Origin of the sequence: Limosilactobacillus sp. (assembly GCF_051873075.1) — a bacterium.
In the GTDB taxonomy this organism is placed as follows: domain Bacteria; phylum Bacillota; class Bacilli; order Lactobacillales; family Lactobacillaceae; genus Limosilactobacillus.
This window is the reverse complement of sequence record NZ_JBJEEM010000035.1, coordinates 52,410-70,109: the sequence shown is the minus strand read 5'-3', so window position 1 is coordinate 70,109 and position 17,700 is coordinate 52,410. Positions and strand designations below refer to the sequence as shown.

General features: G+C 54.2%; 19 protein-coding genes. 4 read left to right on the top strand and 15 right to left on the bottom strand.

Annotated features, from left to right (window positions below; translation table 11 throughout):
- Positions 1-10 precede the first annotated feature (10 nt).
- The gene (locus ACI31J_RS04330) at positions 11-838 is read left to right on the top strand and encodes a homoserine O-succinyltransferase (protein WP_439773210.1); all 828 of its coding nucleotides are present in this window, start codon (positions 11-13) and stop codon (positions 836-838) included.
- 6 nt (positions 839-844) lie between these two features.
- A complete protein-coding gene (gene cysK / locus ACI31J_RS04325) occupies positions 845-1,771 on the top strand; it encodes a cysteine synthase A (protein ID WP_439773209.1) in 927 nt (308 codons plus the stop codon).
- An 85-nt stretch (positions 1,772-1,856) separates the two neighbouring features.
- On the opposite strand, the gene ACI31J_RS04320 is transcribed toward cysK, so the two are convergent.
- Positions 1,857-2,354: a hypothetical protein gene (locus ACI31J_RS04320; RefSeq protein ID WP_439773208.1), complete on the bottom strand. Its 498-nt coding sequence runs from the start codon at positions 2,352-2,354 to the stop codon at positions 1,857-1,859.
- Positions 2,355-2,423: 69 nt separating this feature from the next.
- Positions 2,424-3,920 (bottom strand): cardiolipin synthase, encoded by a 1,497-nt coding sequence (cls, locus tag ACI31J_RS04315; RefSeq protein ID WP_439773207.1) that lies wholly within the window; start codon positions 3,918-3,920, stop codon positions 2,424-2,426.
- Positions 3,921-4,034: 114 nt separating this feature from the next.
- Here cls and ACI31J_RS04310 point away from each other — a divergent pair, with 114 nt between their 5' ends.
- Positions 4,035-4,523, top strand: coding sequence for a prolyl-tRNA synthetase associated domain-containing protein (locus ACI31J_RS04310; protein WP_439773206.1), 489 nt, complete (start codon positions 4,035-4,037; stop codon positions 4,521-4,523).
- Here the strand turns inward: ACI31J_RS04310 and ACI31J_RS04305 are convergent.
- The 7 genes from ACI31J_RS04305 to ACI31J_RS04275 form a co-directional block, all read right to left on the bottom strand.
- Positions 4,520-5,752 carry an ABC transporter permease gene (locus ACI31J_RS04305; protein ID WP_439773205.1) on the bottom strand — a complete coding sequence of 411 codons (1,233 nt, stop codon included), beginning with the start codon at positions 5,750-5,752 and terminating at the stop codon, positions 4,520-4,522. The two genes, ACI31J_RS04310 and ACI31J_RS04305, sit on opposite strands and share 4 nt — an antisense overlap.
- Entirely contained in the window at positions 5,739-6,434 is a 696-nt protein-coding gene (locus ACI31J_RS04300; RefSeq protein ID WP_439773204.1) for an ABC transporter ATP-binding protein, read from the bottom strand. Before ACI31J_RS04300 ends, ACI31J_RS04305 begins: the two co-directional genes overlap by 14 nt.
- The gene (locus tag ACI31J_RS04295) at positions 6,427-7,503 is read right to left on the bottom strand and encodes an efflux RND transporter periplasmic adaptor subunit (protein WP_439773203.1); all 1,077 of its coding nucleotides are present in this window, start codon (positions 7,501-7,503) and stop codon (positions 6,427-6,429) included. Before ACI31J_RS04295 ends, ACI31J_RS04300 begins: the two co-directional genes overlap by 8 nt.
- A gap of 141 nt (positions 7,504-7,644) precedes the next feature.
- Positions 7,645-7,908 carry a SemiSWEET family transporter gene (locus ACI31J_RS04290; RefSeq protein WP_283593884.1) on the bottom strand — a complete coding sequence of 88 codons (264 nt, stop codon included), beginning with the start codon at positions 7,906-7,908 and terminating at the stop codon, positions 7,645-7,647.
- Between the two features lie 46 nt (positions 7,909-7,954).
- Positions 7,955-8,833 carry a fructokinase ScrK gene (gene scrK, locus ACI31J_RS04285; RefSeq protein WP_439773202.1) on the bottom strand — a complete coding sequence of 293 codons (879 nt, stop codon included), beginning with the start codon at positions 8,831-8,833 and terminating at the stop codon, positions 7,955-7,957.
- Between the two features lie 14 nt (positions 8,834-8,847).
- Complete coding sequence (locus tag ACI31J_RS04280; RefSeq protein ID WP_439773201.1) at positions 8,848-10,206, bottom strand: glucose-6-phosphate isomerase; 1,359 nt, start codon at positions 10,204-10,206, stop codon at positions 8,848-8,850.
- 144 nt (positions 10,207-10,350) lie between these two features.
- Entirely contained in the window at positions 10,351-11,334 is a 984-nt protein-coding gene (locus ACI31J_RS04275) for a LacI family DNA-binding transcriptional regulator (protein WP_439773200.1), read from the bottom strand.
- A gap of 68 nt (positions 11,335-11,402) precedes the next feature.
- On the opposite strand from ACI31J_RS04275, the gene ACI31J_RS04270 reads away from it, so the two are divergent.
- Positions 11,403-11,687, top strand: a complete 285-nt coding sequence (locus ACI31J_RS04270; RefSeq protein ID WP_439773199.1) for a SemiSWEET family transporter — start codon at positions 11,403-11,405, stop codon at positions 11,685-11,687.
- Positions 11,688-11,719: 32 nt separating this feature from the next.
- On the opposite strand, the gene ACI31J_RS04265 is transcribed toward ACI31J_RS04270, so the two are convergent.
- From ACI31J_RS04265 to ACI31J_RS04240, 6 genes are all read right to left on the bottom strand, one after another.
- Complete coding sequence (locus ACI31J_RS04265; RefSeq protein ID WP_439773198.1) at positions 11,720-12,220, bottom strand: O-acetyl-ADP-ribose deacetylase; 501 nt, start codon at positions 12,218-12,220, stop codon at positions 11,720-11,722.
- Positions 12,221-12,856, bottom strand: a complete 636-nt coding sequence (locus tag ACI31J_RS04260; protein WP_439773197.1) for a helix-turn-helix domain-containing protein — start codon at positions 12,854-12,856, stop codon at positions 12,221-12,223.
- A 145-nt stretch (positions 12,857-13,001) separates the two neighbouring features.
- Positions 13,002-14,888, bottom strand: a complete 1,887-nt coding sequence (locus ACI31J_RS04255; protein ID WP_439773280.1) for a M13 family metallopeptidase — start codon at positions 14,886-14,888, stop codon at positions 13,002-13,004.
- 87 nt (positions 14,889-14,975) lie between these two features.
- Positions 14,976-15,269 (bottom strand): hypothetical protein, encoded by a 294-nt coding sequence (locus tag ACI31J_RS04250; RefSeq protein ID WP_439773196.1) that lies wholly within the window; start codon positions 15,267-15,269, stop codon positions 14,976-14,978.
- Complete coding sequence (locus ACI31J_RS04245) at positions 15,266-16,540, bottom strand: vWA domain-containing protein (protein WP_439773195.1); 1,275 nt, start codon at positions 16,538-16,540, stop codon at positions 15,266-15,268. Before ACI31J_RS04245 ends, ACI31J_RS04250 begins: the two co-directional genes overlap by 4 nt.
- Entirely contained in the window at positions 16,540-17,697 is a 1,158-nt protein-coding gene (locus ACI31J_RS04240; RefSeq protein WP_439773194.1) for an ATP-binding protein, read from the bottom strand. Before ACI31J_RS04240 ends, ACI31J_RS04245 begins: the two co-directional genes overlap by 1 nt.
- Between the last annotated feature and the right edge of the window lie 3 nt (positions 17,698-17,700).

Sequence of the window (17,700 nt, the reverse complement as noted above, 5' to 3'; positions counted from 1 at the left end):
GTGATAATTCATGGCCACTCCCCAGATTAAGATTGGCATTCTTAACCTGATGCATGATAAGGTCGACACCCAGAAACGGTTTGAAAACGTCTTTGCCCATGCTGAATGCCCGGTCAAACTGACCTTTCTCTACCCACAGACCCACTACCGGGATCGTCCGGTCCCCGAACTGGTCCAAGCGATCTCTCGGCCGCTGGATCTTGCCCGGCTGAACGAGTTTGACGGCTTCATCATCACCGGGGCGCCGATTGAACAGATCGATTTCAGTGCGGTGACCTACATCGACGAGATCCACCAGCTGATCGACCGGCTGGTAAAACTGAATATTCCACAACTCTACATCTGCTGGGGAGCAATGGCCGCTGCTAACTACCTGTATGGGATCGAGAAGCACCGGCTGGCGGAGAAGCTCTTTGGGGTCTTCCCCAACCACATCGTCAACCATGGACCGTTGCTCGCTGGCCTGCCTGATGGCTTCCTGGCCCCCCATGCCCGCTATGCGGAGCTGGATCACCAGCAGATTATTGACCATCCCGACCTGATCCTCGAGGCCACCACCATTGACGACAACCTCTTCTCCTTCCGGGCCCCAAAGTATCAGCAGTCCTTCCTGTTCGCCCACCTAGAATACGGACGAGAAGCCTTATTAAAGGAGTATCGGCGTGAGAAGAACGCCTATCCAGATCGGGAGTACGCTAAGCCTTTGAACTACTTTCTCGACCCGATCCACATGCGCGGGCCGCAATTCAAGTGGCAACCGGCCCAGCACATCTACTTCGATAACTGGCTCCAAACAGTAGCCAACGACATGCAAAACAAACAATTAGTAAAGGAGTAATCAATTATGACTAAGATTGTTAACTCAATCACCGACCTGATCGGTAACACCCCCATCGTTAAATTAAACCGCATCGTTCCTGAAGACGCCGCTGACGTCTACGTTAAGCTCGAATTCTTCAACCCTGCCGGATCTATCAAGGACCGGATCGCCCTGGCAATGATCGAACGGGCCGAAAAGGAAGGCAAGCTGACTCCTGGTGGCACCATCGTGGAACCAACCTCTGGGAACACCGGGGTTGGCCTAGCAATGGTCGCCGCTGCTAAGGGCTACCAGCTGGTGATTACCATGCCAGAAACCATGAGTGTTGAACGGCGCAAATTGATGCAGGGCTATGGCGCTAAACTGGTCCTCACCCCAGGCGCCGACGGGATGAAGGGTGCCATTGCCAAGGCTGAAGAGCTGGTCAAGGAGAAGGGCTACTTCATGCCAATGCAGTTTGAGAACCCGGCCAACCCGGCCATCCATGAAGCAACAACCGGGAAAGAGATCATCGAAGCCTTTGGCAAGGACAACCTGCCAGACGCCTTCGTTGCCGGGGTTGGTACTGGCGGCACCCTGACCGGGATCGGCCACGCCCTCAAGAAGGCTAACCCAGCTACCAAGGTTTACGCCCTGGAACCGGCCGAATCACCGGTCCTTAAGGAAGGCCACGGCGGCAAGCACAAGATTCAAGGAATTAGTGCCGGCTTCGTTCCAGCAGTCCTCGACCAGGACGTTTACGACGGCATCCTGGAAATCACCAGTGACGACGCCATCGCCACGGCCCGTGAAGTCGCCCACCAAGAAGGAATCCTGGTCGGGATCTCTGCTGGTGCCAACATCAAGGGCGCCATTGAGCTCGCGAAGAAGCTGGGCAAGGGCAAGAAGGTAATCACCGTATCCCCTGACGGCGGTGACCGTTACCTGTCTACGGACCTGTTTAACTACTAAAATGAGATATAAAAAGGAGCAGCGCTACAGCGTTGCTCCTTTTTATATAGGCTCCCCTAATGTCCCCGTTGCGCCTGGCGGCGGGCTAAATGAACCGTTGCAGGATAACAAAGGGCAAGTCAACCAGACTAGCGAGCACAGATGTCAACAAGAAAATCCCAAAATCGCCCCACACAATAGTCAGTACTAGTGGCAGATAACTCAACAGCATCATCAGCTCGTGGTCTATCTCCGCCAAGCAACCCGCCTGCAGGATATTGGCAAACGTCTGAGTATGGATGTCAAAAGAGTCCGGCTGATAGGTGGGCAGCCAATGCTTCCATTTCTTCACCCGCAGCCACTGGTAAAGACGTTGCTCGAATCGTCCGACCCGGAACCATCCCCGGTCGGGAACCACTTGGTGGGGCAGGTATTTTTCGAGCCAGTCACCGATCAAAAGCCGCATCCCGAACTGGTAGGCCACCACCAGCGCAGTAATCATCACTGTCAAGGCCGGCTTGGCCAACGACTGCCAATACCAGACTGCACTACCAGCCAGAAAGACCAGCGAGGCTAATGTTATTCTCATCATTATCTTTTTCATTATATCGCCCCCGAAGACAATAAAAGGCTGGAGAAAGCTTCCCCAGCCTTTTATTAATTTTCCCAGTTTTTACAAAATTGGCGATAACAGCCGGGAGAAGTATTGCTTGAACTTCCGCCAGTTAGACTGCCGATCGAAGTACTCCGGCGTCAGCAGAGTACTCTTCTTCATGTCTTCTTCAAAGATCTGCTTCAGCTGGGCGGTCAGCTCTTCACTATAAGCAAACGCGTTGGCTTCAAAGTTGAGCCGGTAGCTCCGGTAGTCCTGGTTGGCCGACCCGACCGAGGACAAGTTATTTCCGCTGACCATCGTCTTAGCATGGATGAAGCCGTTGTTATACTTGTAGACCTTCACCCCGTTGTTGACCAAGTACTTGGCGTAGTACTCCGTGGCCCGGTAGACGAAGGGGTGGTCCGGCATGCACGGGATCATGATCCGGACGTCGATCCCGCTCCGGGCGGCAATGATCAGTGATTCAAGGATCGGTTCCCCAGGGATCAGGTATGGCGTCTGGATGTAGACGTACTTGCGAGCGGAGCTGATAATCGATTCGTACCCCCGCCGAATCGCGAAGTTATCATTATCGGGACCCGAGGAAACAATCTGCATCGCTACATCGTCCTCGCCCATCTCCGCCGGCTGTTTCACCTCAAAGTCCTTGAGGGCCGCCGTCAGATCGATCCGCTGCTTGTTAGTCTTACGACAGGTGGTATTCCAATCCATGGCAAAGCGGACCATCAGCATCACAGCGGCCTGGCCAACAATCCGCAGGTGAGTATCGCGCCAGTAGCCAAACTTGGGATCAACCCCCAGGTACTGATCACCGATATTAAAGCCGCCGATGTAGCCCAACTGGTTATCAATCACCACAATCTTCCGGTGCAGGTGATAGTTCAGCCGCGGGGTCGTAATCCGCTTGTTGGCCTTGGAGTTGAAAGGCTGCGCAGTTCCGCCTAGTTCTTCTAAGTGGGCAAAGAAGCGGTAGGTCGTTCCTCGCGACCCGCTCAGGTCATAGAGAACCTTGACGATAACCCCCCGCTTGGCCGCTTCTTCCAAAGCCTTCAGCACCCGTTTGCCGAGATCATCCGCGTAGAAGGTGTAGAATTCGACGTAGACTGTCTTTTGCGCCTGGTTGATGTCGTCAATCATCTTATCGAAGAGCTGGTGACCGTCCGTGAAGACCTGGACATGGTTGTCAAAGGTAACCACCGACCGGTCCAGGCTCAGGGAAAGGCTGACCAACTGGCGGGCCCGGGCAAGTTTCCCGTGTGGAACCAGAAGATGGTGTTCCCGCACCTTTTTCTGCTGAGCACTAACCAATTTCTTGCCAAACGCCTTTTGCTCGGCACGAATAGTAAAGATATCGTCATTCGACAGCTTTCGGCCTACAAACAGATAAATAACGAAGCCGACCACCGGCAGGACTGTCAAAACCAGCAGCCAGGCCCAGGTTGAGGCGATATCCCGCCGGGTTCGGAAGACCGTCCAGACCGCAAAGGCAATGTTAATCAACCACAAGACTTCGATAATCCGTCGAATAACATCCCATGTCCACACAATGTTCATTGTTGCTCCCCCTCTACGTAAACTGCGTTTATTATATATCAGCCCGCCGCCAACAATCTAGCCGGATCGGGGAAATGCTATAATGCTTGTAATATTCTTTAAGGAGGGACCACCATGATTAAGAGCACACAGGTCAACGCAGCTTTGCAAAAACAGGGCATCCCCTTTCGTACCATCAGTCATCCGGCCGTTTTTACCGCGGCGCAGGCCGATCGTTATGTCCAGGGCGAAACGTTCGTCCGCACCAAGAACCTCTTTCTAACCACCAGCAGACACGACCACTACTACCTGGTGCTGCTGGAAGAACACAAGCGGCTGGATACTAAGCGCTTACGCCAACTGGCCGCCACCCCGCGGCTGACCTTTGCCTCAGCTGAAGAATTGCAGGAAAAACTAGGACTGACTCCAGGGAGCGTTTCACCGTTCGGCCTGCTGAACAATCACGACCACGACGTCCAGCTCTTCGTTGATCAGGACGTCGCGACGGCCGCTACCATCGGTTGCCACCCCAATGACAACACCATGACCACCATCCTGGCCACCAGCGACTTGCTGAATTTTCTTCGTCAGGCCGGTTACCCGGCACAAGTGGTCGATCTTTAACGCAGGATGTCAATCAAGTTCTTGTTGGCTGCTTGGCGCGCCGGTAGGATCCCAAAGATTAGGCCTACCGCCGCCGAGGTGCCAAAGGCCAATAGGAAGGCGTTCATGGTAATGTGGGCGTGAATGTGAATCCCACCGCCAATCGAGCTGGAAAGTAGCGGAGCGAGCAGGTGCGCCAAGCCGGCCCCGCCAAGGAAGCCGAGCAAGCCCCCGGTCACCGTCAGTGCCACGGCCTCGATTAAGAACTGCAGCATGATGTTGGCCGGGGTCGCCCCCACCGCCAGCCGGATCCCAATCTCCTGAGTCCGTTCCGAGACCGAGATATACATCATGTTCATTACTCCAATCCCAGCAATGAAGAGCGAAATGGCCGCGATGAAGCTGATAAACTTCGTAATGATGCTCATTTGGGAGGAAAACTGCTTCAATTCCTTTTCCATGTCTTCATACTGGTAGTTTCCCTGGTTAGCCGCCGACCCGCTCTTCTTCAGGTACTTGGCCACGCGCTTGGAAACCCGGCCGGCGTCGCTTCCGTGATCAAAGGTTAACTTGATCGTGTCACCCTGGTTGACGGCATCCCCTTGGTAATAGAGGCTAAATGGCAATAACAGGTTGACCCCATACTTATTCTGGTTACCGTCCAGCGAATATTCGGCCTGATCCTTGTATACGCCCACGACCTGGTACGTTGTCGTTCCCACAGTTGCCGTGGTACCTACCGCGTTTTGAGCGGTCCCGTATTGTCGTTTGGCCAGTGACAGTTTCATCAGCGCCACCGGCTGCCCCGTCACCAGTTCATTATTCGACAATTGCCGGCCCGCAACCAGCTTAACCGCAGCGGTGGGCTTTTTTAATAGGCTGACGGTGACGTTCTTGTTAGCATCGCCAATCTCGGCGTGGGTGTTGAGATTATCCGCTTCATGTTCAATTCGCACCCGCCGGATCTCGCCGCCAAACTGATTGTCAATATTGGCAAGGTCCTGCTGAGTGAAGCCGTTCACCGTCGAGTTTTCATTATCCGGCAGGTAATAAATCTCGGTCGTCTGCTGGCCCTGTTTGGTATTGTTGCCAAACTTGTCATACATCGTCTGGGTAATCCCGTCACCAATCCCCATAATCGTAATCACCGCGGCAATCCCGATCATGATTCCGATGATCGTCAGAAAACTGCGCTTTTTGTTGGCCCGCAACGAGCGCAGGGCCGTCCGTAATAATTCACTTATCCGCATCGTGACCCCCCCGACTGTCGCTGATGACGCGTCCATCGATAATCTTCACTACCCGTTTACACTGGGCCGCCACCCGCGGATCATGGGTTACCATGATGATCGTGGTACCTTCATCATGATTGAGTCGCTTGAAAAGGTTCATGATCTCCTGGCTAGTCGCCGTATCCAGGGCTCCCGTCGGCTCGTCGGCAATCAGAAAATGCGGATGGCTGATGATTGCCCGGGCAATGGAAACCCGCTGCTGCTGACCACCTGACATATTCTGGGGCAGCTGGTTTTCGTACCCATGCAAGCCCACCTGATCAAGCACTTCTGTCACCCGGTTCTTAATCGCCCGGCGCCGTTGACCAGCATACAGGAGCGGCAGGGCAACATTCTCCGCCACTGTGGCTTCCCGGATCAGCTTGAAATTTTGAAAAACAAAGCCCACGTTTTGGTTCCGCAGACGGGAAAACTGCTTACGAGTGTAATCATGGATCGGCTGTCCCGCATAGAAGTAGGTGCCCGCAAAATCGTCGTCAAGAAAGCCAATAATGTTAATCAGCGTTGATTTTCCGGAGCCTGACTCCCCGATAATGGCCACAAACTCTCCTTGGTCAACCGTCAAATTGATGTCATGCAAGACGTGAAAGCATTGATCCCCCTGGCGGTAATACTTGTTGATGTTGGTCAATTTAATCATCTTGATCAACCTTTGTATTGTTCTTCAAGTGGTGCCCGGGATCGGTGACGATCCGGTCGCCCGCGTCAACACCGTCCGTGACCACATAGTAGTTGTTGACCGCATGCCCACTGATGTTCACCGCCCGAGCCCGACCATCTTCGACCACAAAGACTCGGCCATTGTGCACGGCAGATTTAGGGATGCGGACCCCATCCTGGGCAATAAATGCCTTAGCCGTCTGCCCCGCCATAAATTTGTTGGCATTGAGGTTGGCGGTTACTTCGTACTTGCTGTTGTTCCCGCTATTCCTAGTTGGCACCTTGGCCAGGTAAGTTACCGGGGTCGTTTCGGTCCGGTTGGTAGCCAAGGCTTTCACGTGCAGGTTAGTGCCATTGTGCAGCTTGGCGTAGTCGTACTCTGAGACCTGCCCCGTAAACTGCAGGGTGTCCGAGTAGAGGGTCACGACCGGGGCACCCTGTTTGGACTGGTCGATCGTAACGTAACCAGCATAGGGAGCGGTCAGCGCCTGGTTTACCTTGCTGTTAGTACTGTTCAAGCGATTCTGCGTTGCCGTGACGCTGGCCTGGGCATCGGCGTAGGCATTTTGGGCTTCAGTGAGCTGGCTCTGCAGGTCAGCTTGCCCATCAGCATCCGCGCTGTTCAGTTGTTGCTGCAGACTGTTGATGGTCTGCTGCTGCGACTTTACCTGCTGCTGGCTCTTAGTGAGGTCGCCCTGGAGCTCGGTGGCACTGTCCTGGCTATCCTGGTCATGGGTCGTCAGGATCGTTTCCCCTTGGGTTACATGATCACCGTTTTTGACGTTCAAGTCTTGCATTTTCCCCGCCGGCAAAGAGAGCACCTGGGTCTGGGTTGACTCCACCTTCCCCGTTAGGGCAAAGTCAGCCTGACTGGTCACTCGCATCGTATGATACTTCGGCCGATCAGCCTCCTTATCCCCCAGTCCCCGGGCGATCCCGATCCCAGCTGCCACGACTAAGAGCGCTCCGCCGAGTATCAGCCACCGGCGCCGTCTAGTAGCCAGCAAGCGGAGGTGCCGACCGCGCCGACTATTCTTTTGCTCACTCATCCTTTTATCCTCCCAATAATTATTTGTTAGAATGTATCACAACCACAATGAACTGCGCAACAATGCTGCCGTAAAAAAAATCACCCGGGAAATATTTCCTGGGTGATTTTTGATCGAGGTGTATTTTATCAAGCAGTTGTTTTAATGCAAGGCAGTAAAGAAAGTGATGAATCCAAAGAAGATTCCCGGGAAGTTGGCAACGAACACTGCCCAGTCCCGTTCGCTCTTAAACCAGGCGTAGATTGACCAGAGGGTGCAGTTCACTCCGGCCACAAACGGTTGTAGTGGTGCACAGTAAGCACCATGAAGGTTGTTGATGATCTGTGGAATGTATGAAACATACATGCAGACAGCAATGACACTAGCAATAACACTCAAAACTCGGATAAATTTTGTTTCCTTCATAATTCTGTTTCCCCTTTATGCTTATTTTCTTAATTGATCTGCCTAATCAGTTCGTGGCAGCCTTCAGTGCCAGGGCAAAGTCACCGAGCGTGGCGGACCCGTTGTTCTGAGCCAACGGCATCGTGATGTATTCATCCACGTTGCCAACATCGACGTAGTTATTCAAGAGCTTCTTGAACTCGCGCCGAACCTTCTTCAAGAATTCTTCGCTGACGACCCCGCCGCCGAAGACGATCTGGCCGGGCCGGAACATCAGGGTGGCGTCCAAGGCGGCTTGGGCAACGTAGTAAGCCATGATGTCCCAGACGTGGTCCGTCAATGGCACATCCTTGCCCTTCTTGCCGGTCCGGGCCTCAAAGGTTGGCCCAGAAACCAGGCCTTCCAGACAGTCGCCGTGGAATGGGCAGATGCCCTTGAAGTCAAGGTCATCTGGGTGACGCTTCAAACGGATGTGGCCCATCTCGGGGTGACCGAGCTCCCCGACAAACTTACCGTCGATGACAGCTCCGGCCCCACAACCGGTCCCGATTGTGTAGTAAACCAGGGAATTGATCCGCTTGTTGAACAGCGTTGAGAGGACGTATTCACCATAGGCCGAACCATTAACGTCTGTGGTCCAGGCAATCGGAATGTTGAAGTGCTTCTTGAACGGACCAACGAAATCCGTGTCCGCCCAGCCCTTCTTAGGAGTGTTGGTGATGTAGCCGTACTTAGGTGAGCTCCGCCGAATCTCAATCGGACCGAACGAGGCGATTCCGATAGCAGACAATTCGTCCTTATACTGGTCAAACCACTCGATGCACTTTTGGATGGTTTCCGTTGGCGTCGTGGTTGGAATGTGAATGGAATCCTTAATCTGGTAGTTAATGTCGCCGACCGCACAGACAAACTTAGTCCCGCCAGCTTCGATACTTCCTAATAACATAATCGTGGTCCTCCTTACTTATTCTCATTCATCTCGGCACGCAGTTTCTTGCCGACTTCTTCGTAGCCCGGCTTGCCCAGTAGGCCAAACATGTTGACCTTGTAGGCTTCAACACCTGGTTGGTTGAACGGGTTGATCCCGTTCAAGTAACCGGAAATTCCCATGGCCACTTCAAAGAAGTAGATTAGGTAACCGAGGGTGTATTCGTTCTCTTCTGGAATGTGGACGGTCATGACCGGAACCCCACCGGCCGTGTGGGCAGCCACTACGGCCTCGTAGGCCTTGGTGTTGGCAAAGTCCATCGTCTTGCCTTCCAGGTACTTCAGGCCATCCAGGTTATCGTCCTCGCTCGGGATCTCGACGTCGTAGTTCGGCTTATCGAGCTTAACGACGGTCTCCATCAGGAAGCGCCGCCCTTCCTGGATGTATTGACCCAGGGAGTGGAGGTCCGTGGTGAAGTTAGCGCTGGATGGGTAGATCCCCTTGTGGTCCTTACCTTCGGATTCACCGGCCAGTTGCTTCCACCATTCGGCAAACATCCGCATGTTCGGTTCATAGTTTTCCAGCAGTTCAGTCTCATATCCCTTACGGTAGAGGATGTTCCGGTAGGCCGCGTATTGGTAGGCCTCGTTCTTGGTCAGGTCAGAATCAACGAAGTCATGCTCGGCCTGGGCGGCGCCGGCCATCAGTTGGTCGATGTCAGCGCCAGAAGCGGCGATTGGCAACAGCCCCACTGGGCACAGGACGGAGTAACGGCCACCGACGCCATCCGGGATGACGAAGGATTCGTAGCCGTTGGCATCGGCCTCGGTCTTCAGTGCCCCCTTGGCCTTGTCGGTCGTGGCGTAGATTCGCTTGTTGGCTTCTTCCTGGCCGTACTTTTCAATCAGCTTCTTCTTGAAGATCCGGAAGGCAATTGATGGTTCGGTCGTGGTTCCAGACTTGGAAACCACGTTGACGGAGAAGTCCTTGTCCCCGATCAGCTGAAGCAGGTCGTGAACGTAGGTGGAGCTCAAAGAGTTCCCCGCAAAGATGACCAGCGGGTATTTGCGATCCTCAGCACGCTGGGCTTGGTAGAAGGTGTTGTGCAAAAAGTCGATCGCCATCTGGGCACCAAGGTAGGAACCCCCGATTCCAATTACGACCAGGATATCGGAGTCCGACTGGATCTTCTTGGCAGCCGCCTTAATCCGGGCAAACTCGTCGCGGTCGTATTCACTCGGTAGGTGGAGCCAGTCGCGGAAGTCAGCCCCAGCACCGGTCCCGTTGCGGAGTTCGTCGTCCGCGGCGTTGACCATTGCCTGTATCTCGCCTAGTTCGTTATCGTTAACGAATTGCTTCAATCCTTGTTTATCTAATGAAACATGCGCCATGATAAAATCCCTCTTTAGCAAATTATTTTGTCACTTTTCCGAAAACGCTTTCGTATATCAACACTTAGTATGATAGCGCTTTCCGATTTTTGTGTCAACCGGTTGACACAAAGAAATTTTTTTATAAAATAAAAAGGAACAGCACTAGGCTGTTCCACCATCCAAAATTTTTACCGGTAACATAGTTGAAGCTACCTTCTCGCCGTTGATCCGGGATTGAAGCATTTCAACTGCTGTAGCCGCCATCTGATTGATTGGCTGCTGGACTGTCGTCAATTGCGGCAACAAGATGCGGGTTGCATTGGCACCATCATAGCCGACTACCCGCAGATCTTCAGGGATCAACCGTTTGAACTCGCCGGCAATATTCATGATCAAACCAGCATTGGTATCATTATCGGCAAAGATTCCGTCGACCTCGGGATGATCCTCAAAGATCTGCCGAATGATCTGGCGTTTCTTCTCTACCGGATCATCAAAACTGATGTGATATGTGATCGGGATCTGCCCATGTTTACGAAGCAGGTCCTCGTAGGCCAACCGCCGTTCATGGTTAGGTGTCGGGATATCCTCGGGATAATTGGTGTGGATAATATGCTGGCACCCATCGTCTAACAACCGTTTGGTGGCAAGCAAGCCACCGTTATAGTTATCAGAAGCAACCACCGGAACATTGCGGCTGACAATCTGCTCAATTGAAACAATCGGTAGGTTGGTACGCTGATACTCACTGATCGCCTGGTTATGGGCCCCAACAATAAGGCCATCGACCTGCCGGTTAAGGAGCTGCCGTAAGAAGCTACGTTCCTTCTCCGGATTATTTTGACTGTTTCCCATTAGGACCTTATAGCCGCGGCGATACAACTCATTCTCCAGTGCAGACTCAAGCTGGCCAAAGAAAGGGTCGTCAATGGTCGGAAAGATCAACCCCACCAGCTTGGTTTCCTGCTTATACAATTGGCGTGCGATGGCATTTGGACGGTAATTAAGCTTTTCCATTGCCCGTTCAACCTTGGCAATTGTCTCATCACTGAGGTAGCCGCGGTGGTTGAGTACCCGCGATACTGTCGTTTTGGAGACACCGGCTTCTTTGGCGACGTCATCTAGCTTGACTGGCTTTTTGGCCATAAATTTCACCCGATTTTAAAGAATTAGTTTTATTATAACATTTTCCAATTCACAAGGGGGTTACAACCATGGATAACAAAGAAATTATGAAGCGGTGGCGTGAGGCTAAACTGATTGGTAACATCGCCACGATTGCCTGTCTGATCATGTACGCTTCCTACATCGACCAAATCATCCTCAACTTTACCGGACACCCGGTATCACCCCTCCAGCCGATCTGTGCCGCCATCAACGCCGCCCTATGGGTTGCCTATGGTTGGCTTAAGCCCGACAAGGATTGGCCGGTCATCATCGCCAACTTCCCCGGGATCATCTTTGGGGCGGTCACCTTTATCACCGCGTTCATTCACTAATAAAAAGGACTTGCCAACTTAGGCAGGTCCTTTTATTGTGCCCGGCGATAGGCCGCCAGGGTTTGCGGATCAAAGCAGACCATCGTAACCGTATCAACTACTTCAGCAGTACGCAGAAAGTCACGAATTGTGGTCAGGGCGATGGGGGCCGCCAGCTCAAGCGGGAACGCATAGACCCCGGTACTGATCGACGGGAAGGCCACACTCCGGCACCCGTTCTCCTCGGCCAGGCACAGACTGTTACGATAGGAGTTAGCCAACAATTGCCGTTCATTACCGTCACCGCCGTGCCAGACTGGCCCTGGCGTGTGAATGATGTAGCGGGCCGGCAGGTTAAAGCCGCCGGTGATCCGGGCTTCTCCGGTCGGGCAGCCGTTGAACTTGCGACAGGCCAGGTACAAGCCGGGGCCGGCCGCCCGGTGAATGGCACCATCAACCCCGCCACCACCCATCAGGGTCGTGTTGGCCGCGTTAACGATGGCGTCGACCCGGGCTTGGGTAATGTCACCTTGAACAACCTTAATTTCTTTCATCTAACGATTCCTCCGTTCCATAAATTGCCGGTACAGCCAAACGGTTTCCACAATCGATAATCCGGCTAGGCCGTCTGCCAGCCCAAGCCCCAAGGCCTGACCAAAGGAATAGGGATCTACAACCGTGTTGATATTCAACCGGGCCAGCAAGGCCGCAACAATCACGAACGTCAAGATACTACCGACCTTGTTTGCCCGGTTGACATCTCGCCAGCTAATCCGGCTCAGTAGGAAGTAAATATTCGCGGTCGCGATTACCAGCAAAATTCCGGCAAACACCTGCCAGCCAAGCGGCAATCGGCTAAGAAAATGCACACCAAACAGTGTCCGATATAAGAAGTACAGAGTAGTCGCAACGTTTATAAGGTACGCGACGATAAAGGTTTGGTCCTGCTTGGTATTAGCGACGTGTTCTTTTTTGTAATTATCGATCATCTCGTGATCCTCCCGTAATAAATCATCTAAACTGACGTGGTAGAGGTCACTGAGTTGGACCAGCATGAAAATATCCGGATATGAACGGCCGTTTTCCCAACTCGAAATCGTCTTGCGGGAAACGCCTAGCTTTTCCGCCACGACCTGCTGGGTCCACTCGTGCTGTGCTCGGTATTTTTTCACTTTCGTTGCAAAGTCCATCAGTTGCCTCCTCAATTCGAATTGATTTCCCGGGAAATAATCCATGCCTATACAATACCGGCTGCCCTGCTCGGTGTCACGCTAAACTTCCCAGACAACAAAAACCACCGCGGGCTCATTTTCTGAGACAGCGGTGATTTTGTCTTTACCAGATGTTGACCCGGTCTTCAGGGGCCTTGTACATTTTATCACCTGGTTGAATATCAAAGGCGGTGTAGAAGTCCGCCAGGTTCTCGGCCTGAACATTGGCCCGCAGTTTTTGAGGTGCGTGGACATCGATCGACAGGAGAAGCTGTTCATACTGCTTGGTCGCCTTCATCCGCCAGATCGTGGCCCAGTTGATGAAGAACTCGCTGGCGCTGAAGTCGTCTTCTTCCTTGGCGGCCTCAAGGGCACAGGACAATCCGCCACCATCGGCGATGTTCTCGGAAACGGTCAGCTTCCCGTTGACCTTCTGCCCCGCAAACGGCAAGCCATCGAACTCCTTGATCATCTTCTGGGCCAACTCTTTGAAGTGCGCAGAATCTTCAGCGGTCCACCAGTTGTTGAGGTTGCCGTACTCGTCGAAGAGAGCCCCGTTGTTGTCAAAGGCGTGGGAGATCTCGTGGGCGATTACGGCCCCAATCCCACCATAGTTCTGGCTGCTGGTCTGCTTCAAAGAGTAGAACGGTGCCTGCAGGATGGCAGCCGGGAAGACGATGATGTTCTTGAACGGGTGGTAGTAGGCGTTAACCGTGGCGGCGCTCATCTCCCACCGCATCCGGTCAACCGGCTTGTTCCAGCGGCCAAACATCTCCCGGTTCTTGACGTAGCTGATTTGGTTGAGGTTGGCAATCAGCGATTCACCCTCATCGACCTTGAGCTGGTCATAGATGGCCGGGATCTCGTCTGGATAGCCGACCTGGATGCCAAGCTTGTCCAGCTTGAGGATCGCCTTCTCCCGCGTGGCCTTGCTGAGCCAGTCGTTCTTGGCCAGCCGCTTCTTGTAAACTGCCACCATCTTTTCAACCATTCGGTGAACATCGGCCTTGGCTTCGGGGCCGAAGTACTTCTTGCCGTAGTAGTCACCGGCAACCTGGCTGAAGACGTCCCGGGCAAGGTAGTAGGCGAACTTGCGCTGACTAACCGGCTTCTTGCTCCCAGACAGGGCCCGGCTAAAGCGGCCGTTGATCTCACGCATCTCGTCGTCCAGGTAGCTGGCGTAGTCGCGGATGATGTTGACGGTGGCCCAGTCTTTGAACAGGTCGAAGTGGCCCTTCAAGATCCCATCCAGGGCCTTAAAGTAGTCCGGTTCCATCACAATGACCTTCTCTGGGGTAGTGCCGACCAAGCGCTTGATTACACCGGCCAGGTCCAGCTGGTCAGTTGCACTCGCCAGTTCTGCCACCGTCTGCGGGTTGTACATCTTGCTATAGTCCGCGGCTTCTTCGGCACTCTTAACGTTTGGCGAAAGGAGGGCATCGAAGTCCTTAGCGTGCTGGATGATCTGGGCAGCTTCTTCCTTATCGTAGCCCAGCTTATCCATCAACGTTGCAACCATGTCAGTCCACAGCTTGAGCAACTGATCATGCTCCTGCTGCTTTTCTGGAGCATAGTAACTCTTGTCGGGCAGGATCAGTGCGGGAGATGAAACGAACAGGGCATAGACCGTGGCGTTCTTCATATCCGCATCAATGTCAAAAGCAACCGGTGACGGCAGGCCGAACATGACCCAGTTCTTCCACTGGCCCTGGTAGTCGTCATAGGATTGAAGCTCTTCGACGCTGCTGAGCACCCGCTTCAATGCCTTAGGGCCAACCTTCTTGCGGAAATCAAACTTCTTGGCAACCCTGTACAGCTTGATCATCTCGTTGAACCGCGCGTCGTCTGACTTCTGCTTGCCATCCGCGTAGGCATCGAAGTCATCCATCATCTGCTTATCGATTTCATCAACAAGGTCGTTGAAGCCCCCGGTTGCCGGCTTATCATCAGGAATCTTGGCGTCCTTGATCCAGTCACCGTTAACGGCCTCGTACAGGTCATCTCTGATCATCTTTTTATCTACTGCCACAGTGCATCCTCCTTAGCGTATTAATATTACTATTATACTATCTTTTAAGAAATGTCGGTAACATTTGAACTAGTCCTGAAACGGGGCCAGCAATGCCTGCCGCGCCCCGGCCGAAAACCACTGGTCATGCCGCATGATCAACTGGTTAACGGCCCGGTAGTCGCCGAGGTCGGTGGTGCCGTTTAATAGGCCGGCCACCTGGAGCTGACGGGCGAAGTGGACGTCGGCTGCCTCGAGGACATTCCGATAGATCGGCTGACTGTCTGGGTCCCAGTCCTCGTTCAACAGCCCCACGGCCCGCTGGTACTCATCGCTATGGGTCAGGACTCGCTGCATGGCCTGGGGATTCAAAAGTGTCGTCATATTGTCTTCCTCCCTAATTCAAATACTCGGCCGGGGTGATCGATGACGGACAGCTGGTCAGCCTTCGTCGTCAGCAGCCAGTCAACGTTACGATAACGGTGATCGCGCAACTGCTTTTCACCCCAGCCATCCGTAATGATCACCACCAGGGTCCCGGTCCGGGAAACGTGGTGACTGGCCAGAAAATCAAAGATCGCTTGAAAACTGGTACCACCACCGCCGTGCCGCTGCCAAGCAAGGGACCGGCCAGAGCGCAGGGAGTGCCCTGGCGAGTAGACCTTGGCGTCAAACGAATAGGCCGTCGCTTTGACCCGGTATCGCCGGGTGAGGGCCGTGATCTCCGTCAGGACCTGGCTTACCGTTGCGTCGGCCATCGAGCCTGAGTTGTCGATAAAGATCTGCAGGTCGGCTGTCAAGTGGGTAACCTGACCAGGCAGGTCCATGCGCAGGGGCTGGCGGCGGTTAAACCGGGCGTGTGATTCTTCCTTGCCCCGGGCAATCTGGCCGACCTGGCGAGTAAGGACCTGGCGCCAATCGAAGCTTCCTGAAGACCGCTGGGGAGAAAGCGCCTGCCGAACCTCCCCCGGCAATAGGCCCCGATCACGCTGCGGCGTTTGGTGCCAAGCATGCCGAAGAAGCCGGCGCAAGTTTGCGATCCGGACCTGCTGACTGCTGGCCAGCTGCGCTGAACGCTGGTACCAGCCCCGGTGATCATCCTGCGTTCCAGAAACCGGCAACTGGCCACGCCGGGCGCCCTCCAGCTGGATACCGCCCTTTTTCAAGCGTTCGCGCTCGGCCACGCTGGTCTTGGCTAGTATTCGTAAGTAGTCCTGGGAATCTAGCCGGGCCGGAATTCGGCGGCGCAAGAGTTTCTGGACCTGTTCCAGAGTCGCCGTTCCTGGTGGCGGCGCCGGGAGATACTGGTTAACCGCCATGTCCGTGGCCACATTGACCAGTGCGGGGTGGGGATGGCCGGCGTAACGCAGCGGGTGCTGCCAAAGGACGTGCAACGCCTCGTGGGCAAGCAACAGCTGGGCGTCGTCGTGGCGAAGCCTATTAAACATATTCGGGTTGATCACCAGGGTTAGCTGGTCGCCCACCCAATGCAGGCCAACCACGACGTTCTGGTGGTCAGCAAACTGGCGGGGTAATTGGAGGAGAATTTCGCCCAGCAAGCGATGTTCCTGCAATATCGCAATAATCGCCTGACTGACCAGTTCGGGGGCATCCTCAGCAGGATAACGATGAAAGAGCTTGTTCCAGAAGGCCATCAGTGGCGATCCCCACGCGTGGCAACCTCAGCCAGTCGGCGGTAAAGCTTCGCCACTGCCCCCGTAGGCACTTCCTTGGCTGCCTCATACATCGGCTGAATAACTTGCTCCAGCTGATCGCCAATTGACTGAACAACGGCAAACTGGCCGTCGGGACTGACCTGATCGAGTAATGTACTGAAGTCCCGGGCCCCGGATTCCGTACTCAGCGGTGCCCGATTATCGTCTGCCGCCCATTCCCGGAGCAAACGAACCTTTGTCGCCTCATCGGCCCCCGCAAAGTCTTCTCGACTGGCCGCCTTGGTTTGAAGAGCCTCCAGGGTAAGCTGTTTCCCCTGGGCCAGCACGAACTGGGCAAAAGAGACCCCGACCTCAGTCCCCAGGTCGCCGCTGAACAGGTCGGCGGCCAGCTCAGCTTGAACATCTGCCGGCAACTGCTGCAGCTGATCCAAATTATTTGAAACCCGCTCCCAGGCCCGGGGCGTCGGCTGCAGGTCCAAATTATCAGGATCGTGGACCGCCAGCCGCTCCGGATAGGTGGTCAGGTAATCTATCACCAGCTGGTTAATTTTCGCCCCGCGCGCCCAGGCAAGCCATTCTGCGGTGGAGGTCGTCATCACCAGCCGGACTGTCCGATCCTTGATTGCCGCATCAGCAGCAGCCACCGCATACTCACGATCGCCAAAGCCGGCCATCGTGCTATCCGGGTTCTCCGCAATCACGATCATCACAGTATCCGGGAGACGCAGCGCATTGATCCGCCGTTGCAGGACCAGGTTCATCAGCTCGCTCTGGACGGCAGCGGTCCCCCGGTTAAATTCATCGAGGAACCAGATAATCGGTGTCTCGGGATGGGCCTCGGCATCCTTGATAATTCTGATCAGGGTCTCCGAATAGCCAAACTGGACATTGGCCAGCCGCCCATAGTGCTGGGTCTCCACAAAGGAATCACTGGTCAGCGGCGGAACTGGGATAGCCAGGTCCCCCTTCTCGTTCAGGCTAACCACTGTGGTGAATAGGTGGGCCCCCAGCCGGCTGGCAACATCGCCAACCAGGGCCGACTTGCCGATCCCGGCGTCACCGACGATGTTAGGAACATTACCCGCCCGTAAAACCAATGGGACGGCTGTCAGTAGTTGTTGATATGTCAATGCCATGTA

Coding starts and splice junctions, on each gene's coding strand:
- ACI31J_RS04330 (WP_439773210.1), top strand. CDS start 11: ATGGCCACTCCCCAGATTAAGATTGGCATTCTTAACCTGATGCATGAT.
- cysK (WP_439773209.1), top strand. CDS start 845: ATGACTAAGATTGTTAACTCAATCACCGACCTGATCGGTAACACCCCC.
- ACI31J_RS04320 (WP_439773208.1), bottom strand. CDS start 2,354: ATGAAAAAGATAATGATGAGAATAACATTAGCCTCGCTGGTCTTTCTG.
- cls (WP_439773207.1), bottom strand. CDS start 3,920: ATGAACATTGTGTGGACATGGGATGTTATTCGACGGATTATCGAAGTC.
- ACI31J_RS04310 (WP_439773206.1), top strand. CDS start 4,035: ATGATTAAGAGCACACAGGTCAACGCAGCTTTGCAAAAACAGGGCATC.
- ACI31J_RS04305 (WP_439773205.1), bottom strand. CDS start 5,752: ATGCGGATAAGTGAATTATTACGGACGGCCCTGCGCTCGTTGCGGGCC.
- ACI31J_RS04300 (WP_439773204.1), bottom strand. CDS start 6,434: ATGATTAAATTGACCAACATCAACAAGTATTACCGCCAGGGGGATCAA.
- ACI31J_RS04295 (WP_439773203.1), bottom strand. CDS start 7,503: ATGAGTGAGCAAAAGAATAGTCGGCGCGGTCGGCACCTCCGCTTGCTG.
- ACI31J_RS04290 (WP_283593884.1), bottom strand. CDS start 7,908: ATGAAGGAAACAAAATTTATCCGAGTTTTGAGTGTTATTGCTAGTGTC.
- scrK (WP_439773202.1), bottom strand. CDS start 8,833: ATGTTATTAGGAAGTATCGAAGCTGGCGGGACTAAGTTTGTCTGTGCG.
- ACI31J_RS04280 (WP_439773201.1), bottom strand. CDS start 10,206: ATGGCGCATGTTTCATTAGATAAACAAGGATTGAAGCAATTCGTTAAC.
- ACI31J_RS04275 (WP_439773200.1), bottom strand. CDS start 11,334: ATGGCCAAAAAGCCAGTCAAGCTAGATGACGTCGCCAAAGAAGCCGGT.
- ACI31J_RS04270 (WP_439773199.1), top strand. CDS start 11,403: ATGGATAACAAAGAAATTATGAAGCGGTGGCGTGAGGCTAAACTGATT.
- ACI31J_RS04265 (WP_439773198.1), bottom strand. CDS start 12,220: ATGAAAGAAATTAAGGTTGTTCAAGGTGACATTACCCAAGCCCGGGTC.
- ACI31J_RS04260 (WP_439773197.1), bottom strand. CDS start 12,856: ATGGACTTTGCAACGAAAGTGAAAAAATACCGAGCACAGCACGAGTGG.
- ACI31J_RS04255 (WP_439773280.1), bottom strand. CDS start 14,888: ATGATCAGAGATGACCTGTACGAGGCCGTTAACGGTGACTGGATCAAG.
- ACI31J_RS04250 (WP_439773196.1), bottom strand. CDS start 15,269: ATGACGACACTTTTGAATCCCCAGGCCATGCAGCGAGTCCTGACCCAT.
- ACI31J_RS04245 (WP_439773195.1), bottom strand. CDS start 16,540: ATGGCCTTCTGGAACAAGCTCTTTCATCGTTATCCTGCTGAGGATGCC.
- ACI31J_RS04240 (WP_439773194.1), bottom strand. CDS start 17,697: ATGGCATTGACATATCAACAACTACTGACAGCCGTCCCATTGGTTTTA.